Genomic DNA, 13,079 nt, shown 5'->3' with positions numbered 1-13,079 from the left:
CGGTCGCCCGCCGGGCCTTCTCCCCCGCCGTCCCGCGCCGGTCGGGGCCGCCCGGTCGCCGAACGGGACCGGAACCGGCCGGAATAACTCGCATCGCTTCGGGTAGCCGCGCCGCCATGGCTCCACCACTGCAACCACTGGGACGATCCCGAGCGGCCTCCGGGCCCTCACGCCGATCGCTGCTCGTGGGGGCCGCGGCGCTCGGCGCGCTGGGCGCGGCGGGCTGTTCGCGCGTGCCCACGGCGGCGGCCACCGGCGGCGGCGACCTGCTGGACCGGCTCAGGGCTGCGGGCGTCGTCCGCCTGGGCATAGCCGGCGAGATCCCGTTCGGCTACATCGACAGGAACGGCGACCTGACCGGCGAGGCACCGGAGCTGGCCAAGGTCGTCTTCAGGCGGCTCGGCGTGGACCGGGTGCAGCCCGTGCCCACCGAGTTCGGCTCGCTGATACCCGGGCTGAACTCCCAGCAGTTCGACGTCGTGGCGGCCGGGATGTACGTCACTCCCGAACGCTGCGAGCAGGTCGTCTTCGCGGATCCCGACTACCAGATGCCCGACGCGTTCGTCGTGCGCAAGGGCAACCCGAAGGGCCTGCACGACTACAAGGACGCGTTCGAGAAGGGCGCGAGGATCGCCACCGGCACCGGGTACGCCCAGATCGAGCACGCCATGGAGGCGGGCTACCGGCGCAACGACATCCTCATCGTCCCCGACCAGGTCGCCGGGCTGAACGCCGTGGAGGCCGGGCGGGTGGACTTCTTCACCGCCACGGCGGTCACCTCCCGCCTGGTCGTGCGGACGTCCTCGACGGCGGAGGTCACCGAACCCTTCACTCCGATCGTGAACGGCGAACCGCAGCTCGCCGGGGGCGCCTTCGCGTTCCGGCCGACCGAGACGAAGCTGCGCGACGCCTTCAACACGGAGCTGCGCAAGCTGAAGAAGAGCGGCGACGTGTTCCGGATCCTGAGTCCCTTCGGCTTCAGCAAGGCCGAGATGACCGAGCTGACCGCGAAGGAGCTCTGCGGCGGATGACCCCGGGACTCTGGGAACTCGTACTCGACGGCGTCTGGGTGACGGTCCAGTTGCTCGTGCTCAGCGCGCTGCTGGCGACCGCGGTCTCCTTCGCGGTCGGCGTGGCACGCACCCACCGGCTGTGGATCGTCCGCTTCCTGGCGGGCTTCTACACCGAGGTGTTCCGCGGGACCTCGGCACTGGTGATGATCTTCTGGGTGTTCTTCGTGCTGCCCCCGGCCTTCGGCTGGCAGCTGGTGCCGCTGTGGGCGGGCACGCTGGCACTCGGCCTGACCTACGGGGCGTACGGCGCGGAGATCGTGCGCGGCGCGCTCGCCGCGGTCGACCCGGCCCAGCGCGAGGGCGGTATCGCGCTCAGCTTCACGCCCTGGCAGCGGATGCGGCTGATCCTGCTGCCGCAGGCGGTGCCGGAGATGATCCCGCCCTTCTCCAACCTGCTCGTCGAGCTGCTCAAGGGCACCGCCCTGGTGTCGATCATGGGCATGGGCGACCTGGCGTTCAGCGGCAACCTGGTGCGTCTGGCGCTCCAGGAGAGCGCGGAGATCTACACGTACGTCCTGGTCGTCTACTTCGTGATCGCCTTCCTGCTCACCCGGAGCATGCGCGGCCTGGAGAAGAGGCTGAAGGCGGGCGTCGGCAAGGCGCCGGTCCGCGAGCCGGACGTGGAGCCGGAGCTGCCCGGGACCACCACCGCGGGAGGTGCGGTCCGATGAACTGGGACTGGAACGCGGTCGCCGACTTCATGCCGCACTTCCGGGACGGTCTGCTGGTCACCCTGCAGATCCTGGTCCTCGGCTCGCTGATCTCTTTCGTGCTGGGTCTGGTGTGGGCGCTGCTGATGCGGGTGCCGACGCGCTGGGTGACCTGGCCGGTCGGGGCGGTGACGGAGTTCGTCCGCGACACCCCGCTGCTGGTGCAGCTGTTCTTCCTCTTCTACGTGCTGCCCGAGTGGGGGTTCACCCTCTCGGCGCTGACCACCGGTGTCCTCGCCATCGGGCTGCACTACTCGACGTACACGATGCAGGTCTACCGCGCGGGCATCGAGGCCGTGCCGGCGGGCCAGTGGGAGGCGGCGACGGCGCTGAACCTGCCGCTGCGCCGGACGTGGACCGCGGTGATCCTGCCGCAGGCCGTGCGCAGGGTGGTGCCCGCGCTCGGCAACTACGTCATCTCGATGCTGAAGGACACGCCGCTGCTGATGGCCGTCACCGTGCTGGAGATGCTCGGCGAGGCACGGCTGTTCTCCCAGCAGAACTTCCGGTTCACCGAGCCCCTGACGGTGATCGGCGTGGCCTTCGTCGTCATCTCCTACCTGGCCTCCCTTGCCCTGCGAGCCCTGGAGCGACGCCTTGTCCACTGACACCCACGCCCCGTTCGACAAGAAGCCCGAGCGGCCCGGGGGCCCGGGGGGCAACGGCGAGCTGATCCGCCTGGAGCAGGTCACCAAGCGGTTCGGGGACCACACGGTCCTGGACCACCTGGACTTCTCCGTGGACGCCGGCAAGCACGTCACGCTGATCGGGCCGTCCGGGTCGGGCAAGACCACGATCCTGCGGCTGCTGATGACGCTGCTGAAGCCGGACGAGGGCACGATCACCGTCGACGGGGACCGGCTGTTCCCGGCGCCCGAGAAGCAGGTCCGCGAGGTCCGCAAGAAGATCGGGATGGTGTTCCAGCAGTTCAACCTGTTCCCGAACATGACGGTGCTGCGGAACATCACCGAGGCCCCGGTCACCGTGCTCGGCATGTCCAAGGACGCGGCCGAGGAGCGGGCGCGGGAGCTGCTGGAGATGGTCGGGCTGACCGACCACCTCGGCAAGCGCCCCGGGCAGCTGTCCGGCGGCCAGCAGCAGCGGGTGGCGATCGCGCGGGCGCTGGCGATGCGGCCGCGGGTGCTGCTCCTCGACGAGGTGACCTCGGCGCTGGACCCGGAGCTGGTCGCGGGCGTCCTGGACGTGCTGCGGGACATCGCCCGCTCCACCAACATCACCATGCTCTGCGTCACCCACGAGATGAACTTCGCCCGGGACATCTCCGACCAGGTGCTGATGTTCGACTCGGGCCGGATCATCGAGGCGGGCGCGCCGGAGAAGATCTTCAGCGAGCCGGAGCACGACCGGACACGGGAATTCCTCAGCGCGGTGCTGTAGTCGCGGCCCGTGAGCGGGGCGGTGTCCGGGGTCCACCCCGTGGAGCATTCCCCTGGCACCCGCCAGGAGGGCCGGCGGCGCGGCCGCCCGCCGTGCCGGTGCCGGCCCTCCAGGAGTACGCGACCGGCGTGATCCGCGCGGTCCGCACGGTCGGCGTGGTCCGCACGGTCACGGTCGGCTCCCCGGTGGGCCGCCCGCCGTGCCGGTGCCGACCCTCCAGGAGTACGCGGCCGGCACGGTCACGGCTGGCTCCCCGGTGGGCCGTCCGGTGCCGTCCCCGCCTGGCCGGCGCGCCCGCCGCCCCGCCGGGGCGCCGACGCGCTCGGCCGCGACGCGGCCCCGGTGCCGCCGTCACCGACGAGCCGGCGGTGGTGCGGACCATCCCCGGGGACCGGGTATTATTTTTCCTGTCGCCGACCGCGAAAGCGGACGGCGGGAGTCATGCGCCGCTAGCTCAGTTGGTTAGAGCAGCTGACTCTTAATCAGCGGGTCCGGGGTTCGAGTCCCTGGCGGCGCACCGAGAAGGGCCTCTCGTGGGAGCGAGGGGCCCTTTGACATGCCCGGACGGTGTTCAGCGCGTGCGGGACGTTCAGAACGTGACGTCGGAGCAGGCGTAGAACGCGTTGCCCGTGTCGTGGACCGTCCACACCGCGAGGATGACGTGGTGCCCGCTGAGCCCGGACGGCAGCCGGCCGCTGTGCGACAGCGTCTGCGGCGGCCGCTGGCCGTTGTAGGGCACGGTCAGGAACGGCGTGAGGTTGAGGTCGGACCGGGCCAGGTTGCGGTTCTGGTTCCAGCCCGGCCTGGTGACGTAGTACGTGAAGTCGGTGGTGGCGTGCATGGCCGTGAACTGCCACCGGAAGGTGTAGTTCTGGCCGCCGGACACCGGGGTCGTGGGCCAGGCGCCGCCCGAGGGGGTCCGCGCGCCGTCGAGCTGGGCGAACCGCGTGTTGCCCGCGGAACAGAGCTGCCCGTCGGCGGGCCCCGAGGCGGGGAAGCCCTTCGGGCCCTCGACGCTCTGCGGCTCCCACTGGATGGATCCGCAGTTGGTCACCGAGCCGTTCTGGCAGAGCTTCTGCCGGCTGACCGGCAGATCGGTGTAGCCGTGGCCGCTGGCACCACCGGAGGAGAGCACGAGTGCTCCGGTCGTGGCCAGTCCCACCGCGGCCGCGTACATCTTGGTCCTTGTGCGCATGCTGCCGCTCCTGGTGAACGTGGGGGGAGTTTCCGTGAGCCGTGCAGGTAGGTCTAGACCAAGTCCGAGATTATGGCCGTGAACTGAACATGTCCATACCAATCGCAGGGTCCGTTCCCGCGCCGTTCACGGCCCCGTCTCCCCCCGTCCCGCGCAGAACGCCACCGTCAGGTCCCTCACCAGCACCTTGCGTTCGTAGTCGTCCAGCTCCACCAGGCCGCGCATGGTCAGCCGGGTCACCGTGTCCTCCACCGAGTCCACGACCGAGCCGAGCACGCTCGCCCGGTGCTGGGCGTCCAGCGCGGCGATCCGGCGCCGGTGCATCGCGGCGGCCACCTCGGGCGCGTACTCCACCCGGACCGGCCGTACCGCGAACACCTCCACCCCCACCGGCGCGGTGTCCGCCGCCACCAGCCGGGTCAGCGCGTCCTGCGCCGCCTCCACCGCGCCCTCGCCGGCGCCCGGCGCCGCCACCGGCACCCGCACCAGCGCCGCCTCGACGCACGCGCGCAGATACGCCTCGTGGTCCTCGACGCCCAGCGTCGCCCGCGCGGTGTCCCGCACCCGCCACACCACCAGGACGGACACCCGCAGCGCGACCCCGCTGCGGTCGGCCGCCCGCAGCGGCTCACCGCGCCAGTGCCGCAGCCGCACGTCGACCCGGCGGCGCAGCAGCAGCGGGTTGACCCACATCAGCCCGGTCCGCCGGACGGTCCCCCGGTAGCGGCCGAACAGACCGAGCACCCAGGCCCGCCCGGTCCGCCCGCGGGCCAGCCCGCCGAACCCGAACAGGCCGAGCGCGCCGGCCCCCGCGTACGCCGCCCACTGCGCGGGGCCGAGCCCCGCCGCACCGGCGCGTGCCGCCGGCCCGAGCGCCTCCGCCACCAGCGGCGGCAGCACGCCCGCCCACCACGAGGTGGCCACGCAGCCGGCCGCCCCGCACACCCCGGCGAACACCCCCGCGACACCGGGCAGCACCCGGGCGGGCCGCTCCACCAGCTCGGGGTCGGTCCGCGGGACGGCGGGCCGGGACCGCTCGGCGGCCGGACCGCGTGGCCGGGGCCGCTCGCCCGCGCCCTGCCCCCCGGGGGCCTTCCCGTCCGCGTCCGCCCGGCGGGCGACGACCGCCGGGGGCAGCCGCACCGGCGCCGGCCCGGAGGCGTCGCGGAACAGCAGGTGGACGGGGATCTCGGTGGTGGACTCGGTGTGGATGAGCCGGGCCGGCCGGGCGGCCGCCGCGCCGCCGTCCACCGGACCACCGGGCTCGGGGACGTTCTCGGGAAGGGGGGATGTCGTCGTGGTCATGCGTGCCTCCAGCCTCCGCGCCAGATGCGTCACACCGGTCACTTCGAGGGGCGCGGGCGTCGGGGAACGCCTCGCGCCCGGGGTGGGTCAGGCGAAGAGCCGCCGCCAGGTCTCCGGGCCCGGAAAGCCGTCCGCCGCGCCGCCGCGCCAGCCCTGGGCCCGCTGGAAGGCCTCCACGTTGCGGCGGTCCGCCTCGCTCCAGCGCGGTCCCGGCCCCTTCGTGTAGTGCCGGCCGAACCCCTTCCTCACCAGTTGCTCGCCGAGCCGCGTGACATGGTCGTTGACGGCGCCCGGCCGGAACGACGCCCGGCCCGGATAGCCCGGCGCCCCGTGCGGGGCGGGGGCGGGCGCCGGGGCCAAGGAAGCGGAAGCGGAATCTCCGCTTGGAACGTCCCGGCCCCCGCCGGTCACCAGCAGCTCCCAGGTCAGCGGCCCCGGCAGCCCGTCCGCCGCGGCGCCCCGCCACCCCTGGGCCTCCTGGAACGCCCGGGTCGCCCTGCGGTCCGCGTCCGTCCAGCGCGGTCCGGGAGGAGCGGGACGGAAGCGCCCGGCACCGCGGGCGGCGAGCAGCCGGCCGAGCTCGGCGACGTACTCGTTCTCCGCGCCGGGGCCGAAATACGCCGCTCCGGGGAACGGGGTCCGGCCCGCCGGGAGGGACGCCTCCGCCCCCGCCGCTCCGTCGCTCACCCCCTTGTAGCGGTACGGGACATAGCGCGCGGAGTTGTTCCAGTAGGCGTACGGGGTGGTCTTCTCACGGGTGTGCGGCGCGGTCTGCTCGTAGGCGACGTACTGGGAGCGGGCGGTGTTCGCCCAGCCGCCGAAAAGGACGACGTGGGATCCGCTGTACGGGTCGGCCGCATTGTGGAAGAGCAGCATGTCGCCCGGCTGGAGTTCGTCCTTGGTGATTCTCTCGGCGTATGTCCCGAGGCTGCCGGTCCATTCGTTGCCGGGCAGCCGCCAGGCCATCGAGACATAACCCGAACAGTCCTGCCGGTAACCGTCCGACCAGTACGAGGAAACGCCGTACGGAACCTTCCGGGTGACCCATGCGCGGGCCCGCTCGACGATCTCCGCGCGGGTGATCGCGGGCACCCGCGCGGGGCCCGCGGGCGGGTCCGCCCGACCGCCGGGGCCGTGCAGCGGAGCCCGCACTCCCTGCGGGGTTCCGGGCTCGTCACCTGCGGGAACGTCCGGATCGGCGGGCCGCTGGGCCTGGGGGGAGGCGACCGCGGGGGCGGCGGGCGCGGTGATCGCGGCGGAGGTCACGGCGGCCACGACGAGAGCGCTCCGGTGAGCCGCCGGACGGCCGGGGAAACGGCCGGTCCCGGAATGCGGGAGCACGCGTCGCCCATGCGCGCAGCCGGGGCAGTCGCAGTCGTCCGCCGGATCGATTTCCTCGAACACCGGAGACTCCATGCGATTCCCCTCACATTCCCGGTCGATTTCGCCACGTCCGTGCACGACGGTCAGTTTCGCAACCGTCCTCCGCACGCGCATGTTGACGGTCCGAATGATGTACGGGCGGTGGACCGGGCCCGTGGCGGACGCGGACCGCGGATGACGGCCGCACGGCCGGTGGTCAAAAGCACCCGCCGGGGTCCTGTAGAGTTACGCCGTCAGCGCGCGCCGCTAGCTCAGTTGGTTAGAGCAGCTGACTCTTAATCAGCGGGTCCGGGGTTCGAGTCCCTGGCGGCGCACCGACCCGACGGGCTCCTCGTGCACACGAGGGGCCCGTCGGTTTTTGGCCGGATACCCCCTCGCGGCCGTTGAACGCAACCCCCTCGGCGCACGTATGCAACAACGGCCCCGTGGGCCTTCCCCAGCGTTCACAATGGGCCCGTATGACCGGTGAACACCGTGTTTCGCATCTTGCGATCATGATGGGCACCGTAGAACCTGGGTCCTTCACGTTGCTGCGGTTTCGCGGCGATTGGGGACGAGGAGCCGGTTGCCGGTGAGGCGGGCCAGGGACCCGCTTCATGGAGCGGTGCCGAGGGGGGCATCATGCAACCGGAACAGCGCTGTGCCGTGTCTATAAGGTGTGGGTGACGTGGTGACAGCGGTCCATCACTGAGGTGTCCGTGGCGGTCGAGGGGGACCGGAGCGGACGCGAAGGAAGCGACGAGACACGCGGCGACCGCCGTGTGTTGGGGGGATGACTCATGACGTCGACGCCGACGGGCGCCGGGAGGGACGACGACCCGTCCCAGACCACCCAGCTCAGGGTGCCCGCGCATCGGAACGGGAACACCGGTGCGTTCCGCCGGATCAAGAAGACGCTGCCGAGATACGACTACGAGCACTACAGCCGGCTCGCGGGTCCCCTCACCCAGCCCGATCCGAACAGACCGTACAAGGTGCAGTACCGCTCGCTGATCGGGCAGGAGCCGCACCGCATCCGGATCGCGCTGATGCTGGCCGCGGCCCCGGTGCTGTCGCTGGTGCTGCTGGTGTGGCTGCTGCAGCCCTCGCACTGGACCGAGCGGGACTACGTGGAGTTCGCGTGGCTGCCCGCCCTCGACATGGTCATGCTCGTCTCGATCGGCCTGATCGAGTTCTTCCGCTGCATGAACGTGCTGTCGAACGCGCACGCCACCCTGGTCGCCCGCGACCCGGTCCCGGTGGTGCCCGAGACCGGCACCCGGGTGGCCTTCCTCACCTCCTTCGTGCCCGGCAAGGAGCCGCTGGAGATGGTGACGAAGACCCTGGAGGCGGCCGTGAGGATCCGCCACCGGGGGCTGATGCACGTCTGGCTGCTCGACGAGGGCGACGACCCCGAGGTGAAGGATGTCTGCGCCCGGCTCGGCGTGCACCACTTCTCCCGCAAGGGCGTCGCGAAGTGGAACCAGCAGAAGGGCGCGCACCGCGCCAAGACCAAGCACGGCAACTACAACGCCTGGCTGGACGCGCACGGCGACGACTACGACTTCTTCGCCTCGGTCGACACCGACCACGTCCCGCTGCCGAACTACCTGGAGCGGATGCTCGGCTTCTTCCGCGACCCCGACGTCGGCTTCGTCATCGGCCCGCAGGTCTACGGCAACTACGACAACTTCGTCACCAAGGCCGCCGAGTCCCAGCAGTTCCTCTTCCACGCGCTGATCCAGCGCGCCGGCAACCGCTACGGCTCGCCGATGTTCGTGGGCACCTCCAACGCCGTGCGCATCAAGGCGCTCAAGCAGATCGGCGGTCTGTACGACTCGATCACCGAGGACATGGCGACCGGCTTCGAGATGCACCGCCACAGGAACCCGGCGACGGGGAGGAAGTGGCGCTCGGTCTACACCCCGGACGTGCTCGCGGTCGGTGAGGGCCCCAACGCCTGGACCGACTTCTTCACCCAGCAGATGCGCTGGTCGCGCGGTACGTACGAGACGATCCTCAAGCAGTACTGGAAGGGCTGGTACTCGCTCCCGCCGAGCAAGCTCTTCAACTACACGATGATGATCATCTTCTACCCGATGTCGGCCCTGAACTGGATCCTGGCGGCGCTGAGCTGTGCGCTGTTCCTGGGCCTGGGCGCCTCGGGTGTGAACATCGACCCCACGGTCTGGCTGATGCTCTACGGCAACGCCTCCGCCCTGCAGATCGGCCTGTACGTCTGGAACCGCCGGCACAACGTCTCGCCGCACGAGCCGGAGGGCTCCGGCGGTGTGGCCGGCATGGTGATGTCCGCGCTGTCGGCGCCGCTGTACGCGAAGGCGCTGATCGACTCCGTGCTGCGCAGGAAGAGCAAGTTCGTGGTCACCCCGAAGGGCGACTCGGCCAGCCCGGACACCTGGTTCGGAACCTTCCGGTACCACTGGTACTTCATCCTGATCTTCGCCGGCTCCATCGCCGCGGGCCTGGTCTACGGGCACGCGCACCCGGCGATGGTGATCTGGGCGACCTTCGCCCTGCTGATCACCGCCGCACCGATGTTCGCCTGGCGGCACGGCATGCGGCGGGACCGGAAGAAGCCCGGCGCCCACGCCGGGGACGGACGGCCGGAGGCCGCCGAGGCGCCCCGGACGCAGGAACCGCCGCAGATGCCGCAGCAGCACGCCCCGCAGGACCGGCCCTCCTGGGCCGCCTCGCACGGCGGACCCGGAGGCACCGGGGACACCCCCGGAAACGACCAGACCATGCAAATCGCCCTGGGTGGACTTGGGGGACGTAAGGAATGAAGGACCGTGCAGGCCGCCGTCGCGCCCGTCGGATCGCGATAGGCACGGCGGTGGTGCTGGCGCTGGCCGGGATGAACGGGCCGTGGCTGTACCGCTTCGGCACCGAGAAGTACCACCAGTACAAGATCGACCAGCCCGGGTACAAGGCCGAGAACGGCAAGTGGGAGATCGTCGAGTTCCCGGAGGAGTACCGGCAGAACACCATTCACGCGGCGCTGCTGCGCACCGGCAAGGTGCTCCTCGTCGCCGGTTCGGGCAACGACCAGGACAACTTCGACGCGAAGAAGTACGACACCCGGATCTGGGACCCCGTCAAGGGGACCGTCAAGAAGGTGCCGACGCCCACCGACCTGTTCTGCACCGGCCACACCCAGCTCGCCAACGGCAACCTGCTGATCGCGGGCGGCACCAAGCGGTACGAGAAGCTCAAGGGTGACGTGAAGAAGGCCGGCGGCCTGATGCTCGTCCACAACGAGAACCCGGACAAGCCGATCACCCTGCCCGCCGGCACGAGGTTCACCGGCAAGGAGAACGGCAAGACCTTCGTCTCCAAGGACCCGGTGCTCGTCCCGCGCGCCGAGAAGAACTTCGACCCGGTGACCGGCGAGTTCCTGGGCACCACCCCGGGCGTCGGCCGCATCTACGTCGAGGCGCAGAAGGAAGGCGCCACGTACGAGACCGGCACCCAGGACAACTACAAGGTGCGGGGTCTCACCGGCGCCGACGCGCGCAACACGTACGGCATCGCCGAGAAGCTCGCCCTGGACAAGAAGGACTTCCAGGGCATCCGGGACGCCTACGAGTTCGACCCGGTCGCCGAGAAGTACATCAAGGTCGACCCGATGAAGGAGGCCCGCTGGTACCCGACGCTCACCACCCTGAGCGACGGTAGGATCCTCAGCGTCTCCGGCCTCGACGACATCGGCCAGCTGGTCCCGGGCAAGAACGAGATCTACGACCCGGAGACCAAGGAGTGGGCCTACACCGACAAGGTCCGCCAGTTCCCGACGTACCCGGCGCTGTTCCTGATGCAGAACGGCAAGGTCTTCTACTCGGGTTCGAACGCCGGCTACGGACCGGACGACGTGGGCCGCGAGCCGGGCGTCTGGGACGTGGAGACCAACAGGTTCACCAAGGTCCCCGGGCTGAGCGACCCCGACATGATGGAGACGTCCGGCACGGTGCTGCTGCCGCCCGCGCAGGACGAGAAGTACATGGTGATCGGCGGCGGCGGGGTCGGCGAGTCCCAGCTCTCCAGCGAGAAGACCCGGATCGTCGACCTCAAGGCCGACGACCCGAAGTTCGTGGACGGCCCCTCGCTGGACAAGGGCACCCGCTACCCGCAGGCGTCGATCCTGCCGAACGACGAGGTGCTGGTCACCGGCGGCTCGGAGGACTACCGGGGCCGCGGCGACTCCAACATCCTCGAGGCGCGGATCTACGACACGGAGCAGAACACGTTCCGGCGGGTCGCCGACCCGCTGGTGGGCCGCAACTACCACTCGGGCTCGATCCTGCTGCCCGACGGCCGCGTGATGGTCTTCGGCTCCGACTCGCTCTACGCCGACAAGGCCAACACCAAGCCGGGCGAGTTCGAGCAGCGCATCGAGATCTACACCCCGCCGTACCTGTACGGCGACGACGAGCAGCCCGACCTGTCGGGCGGACCGAAGACCATCGCACGCGGCGGGTCCGGCACGTTCACCTCCGCGGACGCGGCCTCGGTCAAGAGCGCGCGGCTGATCCGGCCGAGTGCGTCCACGCACGTCACGGACGTGGACCAGCGGTCGATCGCGGTGGACTTCAAGGCCGACGGGGACAAGATCACCGTGACGGTGCCGGAGAACAGGAACCTGGTCCAGTCGGGGTGGTACATGCTGTTCGTCAATGACGGCGCCGGGACGCCCAGCAAGGCGCAGTGGGTGCGGGTGCCGTAGCGCTCCCGCGGGTGCCGTAGCGCTCCCGCGGGTGCGTCGCCGGGCGCGGGGGCGCTGTGGCCGGGCGCGCCCGCGCGGCGGCAGCCGCACGCGTCACAGCCCCGCGCCCCCGGGCGCGGGGAACTTCTCCGTTACCCGGATCCCTCGGCCAGTTCCAGGGCGTACTCGGGCCACCACTCGCCCGCCTTCGGGCCGCCCTTGCACTCGCCGTCCGACTCCCCCGGGCGCTTGACCCACAGGTAGGCGTCGACCAGGGGGTCGGCCGTCTTCGTCGTCGGGGTCTCGCCGAGGGCGCGGCCGGGCGGGTTGCACCAGCGTTCGTCCGCGGCGCCCTCGGTGTAGGGGCCGTTGCCGTTGCGGCTGGTGTCGATGACGAAGGGCTTGCCGCCGATCCTGGCGGAGAGCCGCTTGCCGTAGGCGATGGAGTCCTCGGTGGAGTAGAAGTTGGAGACGTTCACCGAGAAGCCGTCCGCCTGGTCGACGCCCGCCCACTTCAGCGGCTCGTGGATCTGGTCGGGGTCGCCCCAGCCGGCGTTGCCCGCGTCCAGGTAGACCTTGGTGTTCTTCAGGCCCGTCAGCTTGGCTATGGCGCCCTTGAGGAGGTCGTAGCGCTCCTCGTGGAACTCGTCCGGGGTGCAGCCGTCCACCAGGTGCAGCACCGCGTCGGGTTCCAGGATCACGGTCGCCGGACGGTCCCCGATGCCCCGGGCGACACCGTCGACGAAGGCGCGGTAGGCGTCGCCGTCGGCGGCGCCGCCCTGCGAGTACTGGCCGCAGTCGCGGTGCGGGATGTTGTAGAGGACCAGCAGCGCGGTGCGGCCGGCCTTGTCCGCGCCCTCGGTGAAACCGCGGGCCTGCTCCTCGGGGTTCTCCGGGCTGATCCACTCGCCGACGGGCTGCTGGGCGATCCTGCGGATCCGGTCGGCCTCCGCCTTCCTGCCGTCCTTCACCAGCCGGGCGACCTGCCGTGCGGCGGTGCCGTCCGGGTTGACCCAGAACGGGTCGGACTCCTTCGGCTGCTGCGTGATCCCCGCGCCGGCGTCCGGCTCGTCCCCCTCGTCGTCCGCGGAGGAACATCCGGTGACCAGCAGCGCCGCCCCCAGCGCCACCGCGGCCGCCCGCCTCCCGGCGAACGCCCCGATCCCCCTGCTGCCGTACATCCAGCCCCCCTTGGGCGCACTTGTTCCATGTGCTCCGAGCCCCAATCCTGACATACGTCCCGCGACGCCCACGAGGCCGAACCCGACCTTGCCCGCAGGCTGTTACAGCCCGGTGGCACGGACGCGCCCGGCCGG

The 13,079-nt window shown here is 71.1% G+C and carries 10 protein-coding genes and 2 tRNA genes; 8 read left to right on the top strand and 4 right to left on the bottom strand.

Annotated features, from left to right (window positions below):
* Window positions 1–116 precede the first annotated feature (116 nt).
* From ehuB to ACFY3N_RS04725, 5 genes are all read left to right on the top strand, one after another.
* The gene (ehuB, locus tag ACFY3N_RS04745) at window positions 117–1,031 is read left to right on the top strand and encodes an ectoine/hydroxyectoine ABC transporter substrate-binding protein EhuB (RefSeq protein WP_390815193.1); all 915 of its coding nucleotides are present in this window, start codon (window positions 117–119) and stop codon (window positions 1,029–1,031) included.
* Complete coding sequence (gene ehuC, locus ACFY3N_RS04740; RefSeq protein WP_390815192.1) at window positions 1,028–1,744, top strand: ectoine/hydroxyectoine ABC transporter permease subunit EhuC; 717 nt, start codon at window positions 1,028–1,030, stop codon at window positions 1,742–1,744. Before ehuB ends, ehuC begins: the two co-directional genes overlap by 4 nt.
* Window positions 1,741–2,391, top strand: coding sequence for an ectoine/hydroxyectoine ABC transporter permease subunit EhuD (ehuD, locus tag ACFY3N_RS04735; RefSeq protein WP_390815191.1), 651 nt, complete (start codon window positions 1,741–1,743; stop codon window positions 2,389–2,391). The genes ehuC and ehuD overlap by 4 nt, the downstream gene beginning before the upstream one ends.
* Window positions 2,381–3,181, top strand: a complete 801-nt coding sequence (gene ehuA, locus ACFY3N_RS04730; RefSeq protein ID WP_390815190.1) for an ectoine/hydroxyectoine ABC transporter ATP-binding protein EhuA — start codon at window positions 2,381–2,383, stop codon at window positions 3,179–3,181. The genes ehuD and ehuA overlap by 11 nt, the downstream gene beginning before the upstream one ends.
* A 443-nt stretch (window positions 3,182–3,624) precedes the next feature.
* A tRNA-Lys gene (locus tag ACFY3N_RS04725) sits at window positions 3,625–3,698 on the top strand.
* A 72-nt stretch (window positions 3,699–3,770) separates the two neighbouring features.
* On the opposite strand, the gene ACFY3N_RS04720 is transcribed toward ACFY3N_RS04725, so the two are convergent.
* The 3 genes from ACFY3N_RS04720 to ACFY3N_RS04710 form a co-directional block, all read right to left on the bottom strand.
* Window positions 3,771–4,376 (bottom strand): lytic polysaccharide monooxygenase, encoded by a 606-nt coding sequence (locus tag ACFY3N_RS04720; RefSeq protein ID WP_390815189.1) that lies wholly within the window; start codon window positions 4,374–4,376, stop codon window positions 3,771–3,773.
* Between the two features lie 126 nt (window positions 4,377–4,502).
* Window positions 4,503–5,681, bottom strand: a complete 1,179-nt coding sequence (locus ACFY3N_RS04715; RefSeq protein WP_390815188.1) for an SPFH domain-containing protein — start codon at window positions 5,679–5,681, stop codon at window positions 4,503–4,505.
* An 87-nt stretch (window positions 5,682–5,768) separates the two neighbouring features.
* A complete protein-coding gene (locus ACFY3N_RS04710) occupies window positions 5,769–7,097 on the bottom strand; it encodes a peptidoglycan-binding protein (RefSeq protein ID WP_390815187.1) in 1,329 nt (442 codons plus the stop codon).
* Between the two features lie 207 nt (window positions 7,098–7,304).
* Here ACFY3N_RS04710 and ACFY3N_RS04705 point away from each other — a divergent pair.
* The 3 genes from ACFY3N_RS04705 to ACFY3N_RS04695 all read left to right on the top strand — a co-directional run bounded on the left by ACFY3N_RS04705 (window position 7,305) and on the right by ACFY3N_RS04695 (window position 11,784).
* Window positions 7,305–7,378 (top strand) — tRNA-Lys (locus ACFY3N_RS04705).
* 465 nt (window positions 7,379–7,843) lie between these two features.
* The gene (locus tag ACFY3N_RS04700; RefSeq protein ID WP_390815186.1) at window positions 7,844–9,847 is read left to right on the top strand and encodes a glycosyltransferase family 2 protein; all 2,004 of its coding nucleotides are present in this window, start codon (window positions 7,844–7,846) and stop codon (window positions 9,845–9,847) included.
* Complete coding sequence (locus ACFY3N_RS04695) at window positions 9,844–11,784, top strand: galactose oxidase-like domain-containing protein (protein WP_390815185.1); 1,941 nt, start codon at window positions 9,844–9,846, stop codon at window positions 11,782–11,784. The genes ACFY3N_RS04700 and ACFY3N_RS04695 overlap by 4 nt, the downstream gene beginning before the upstream one ends.
* A 131-nt stretch (window positions 11,785–11,915) precedes the next feature.
* Here ACFY3N_RS04695 and ACFY3N_RS04690 read toward each other — a convergent pair whose 3' ends face one another.
* Window positions 11,916–12,944, bottom strand: a complete 1,029-nt coding sequence (locus ACFY3N_RS04690) for a glycoside hydrolase family 6 protein (protein ID WP_390815184.1) — start codon at window positions 12,942–12,944, stop codon at window positions 11,916–11,918.
* Window positions 12,945–13,079 lie beyond the last annotated feature (135 nt).

This window comes from Streptomyces sp. NPDC000348 (assembly GCF_042898795.1).
In the GTDB taxonomy this organism is placed as follows: domain Bacteria; phylum Actinomycetota; class Actinomycetes; order Streptomycetales; family Streptomycetaceae; genus Streptomyces.
The sequence above is the reverse complement of the archived record's forward strand: the minus strand, read 5'-3'. Positions and strand labels throughout refer to the sequence as shown.

What these genes read in the sequence shown, in the direction of transcription:
- ehuB (WP_390815193.1), top strand. Translation starts at nt 117, where the DNA reads ATGGCTCCACCACTGCAACCACTGGGACGATCCCGAGCGGCCTCCGGG.
- ehuC (WP_390815192.1), top strand. Translation starts at nt 1,028, where the DNA reads ATGACCCCGGGACTCTGGGAACTCGTACTCGACGGCGTCTGGGTGACG.
- ehuD (WP_390815191.1), top strand. Translation starts at nt 1,741, where the DNA reads ATGAACTGGGACTGGAACGCGGTCGCCGACTTCATGCCGCACTTCCGG.
- ACFY3N_RS04720 (WP_390815189.1), bottom strand. Translation starts at nt 4,376, where the DNA reads ATGCGCACAAGGACCAAGATGTACGCGGCCGCGGTGGGACTGGCCACG.
- ACFY3N_RS04715 (WP_390815188.1), bottom strand. Translation starts at nt 5,681, where the DNA reads ATGACCACGACGACATCCCCCCTTCCCGAGAACGTCCCCGAGCCCGGT.
- ACFY3N_RS04710 (WP_390815187.1), bottom strand. Translation starts at nt 7,097, where the DNA reads ATGGAGTCTCCGGTGTTCGAGGAAATCGATCCGGCGGACGACTGCGAC.
- ACFY3N_RS04700 (WP_390815186.1), top strand. Translation starts at nt 7,844, where the DNA reads ATGACGTCGACGCCGACGGGCGCCGGGAGGGACGACGACCCGTCCCAG.
- ACFY3N_RS04695 (WP_390815185.1), top strand. Translation starts at nt 9,844, where the DNA reads ATGAAGGACCGTGCAGGCCGCCGTCGCGCCCGTCGGATCGCGATAGGC.
- ACFY3N_RS04690 (WP_390815184.1), bottom strand. Translation starts at nt 12,944, where the DNA reads ATGTACGGCAGCAGGGGGATCGGGGCGTTCGCCGGGAGGCGGGCGGCC.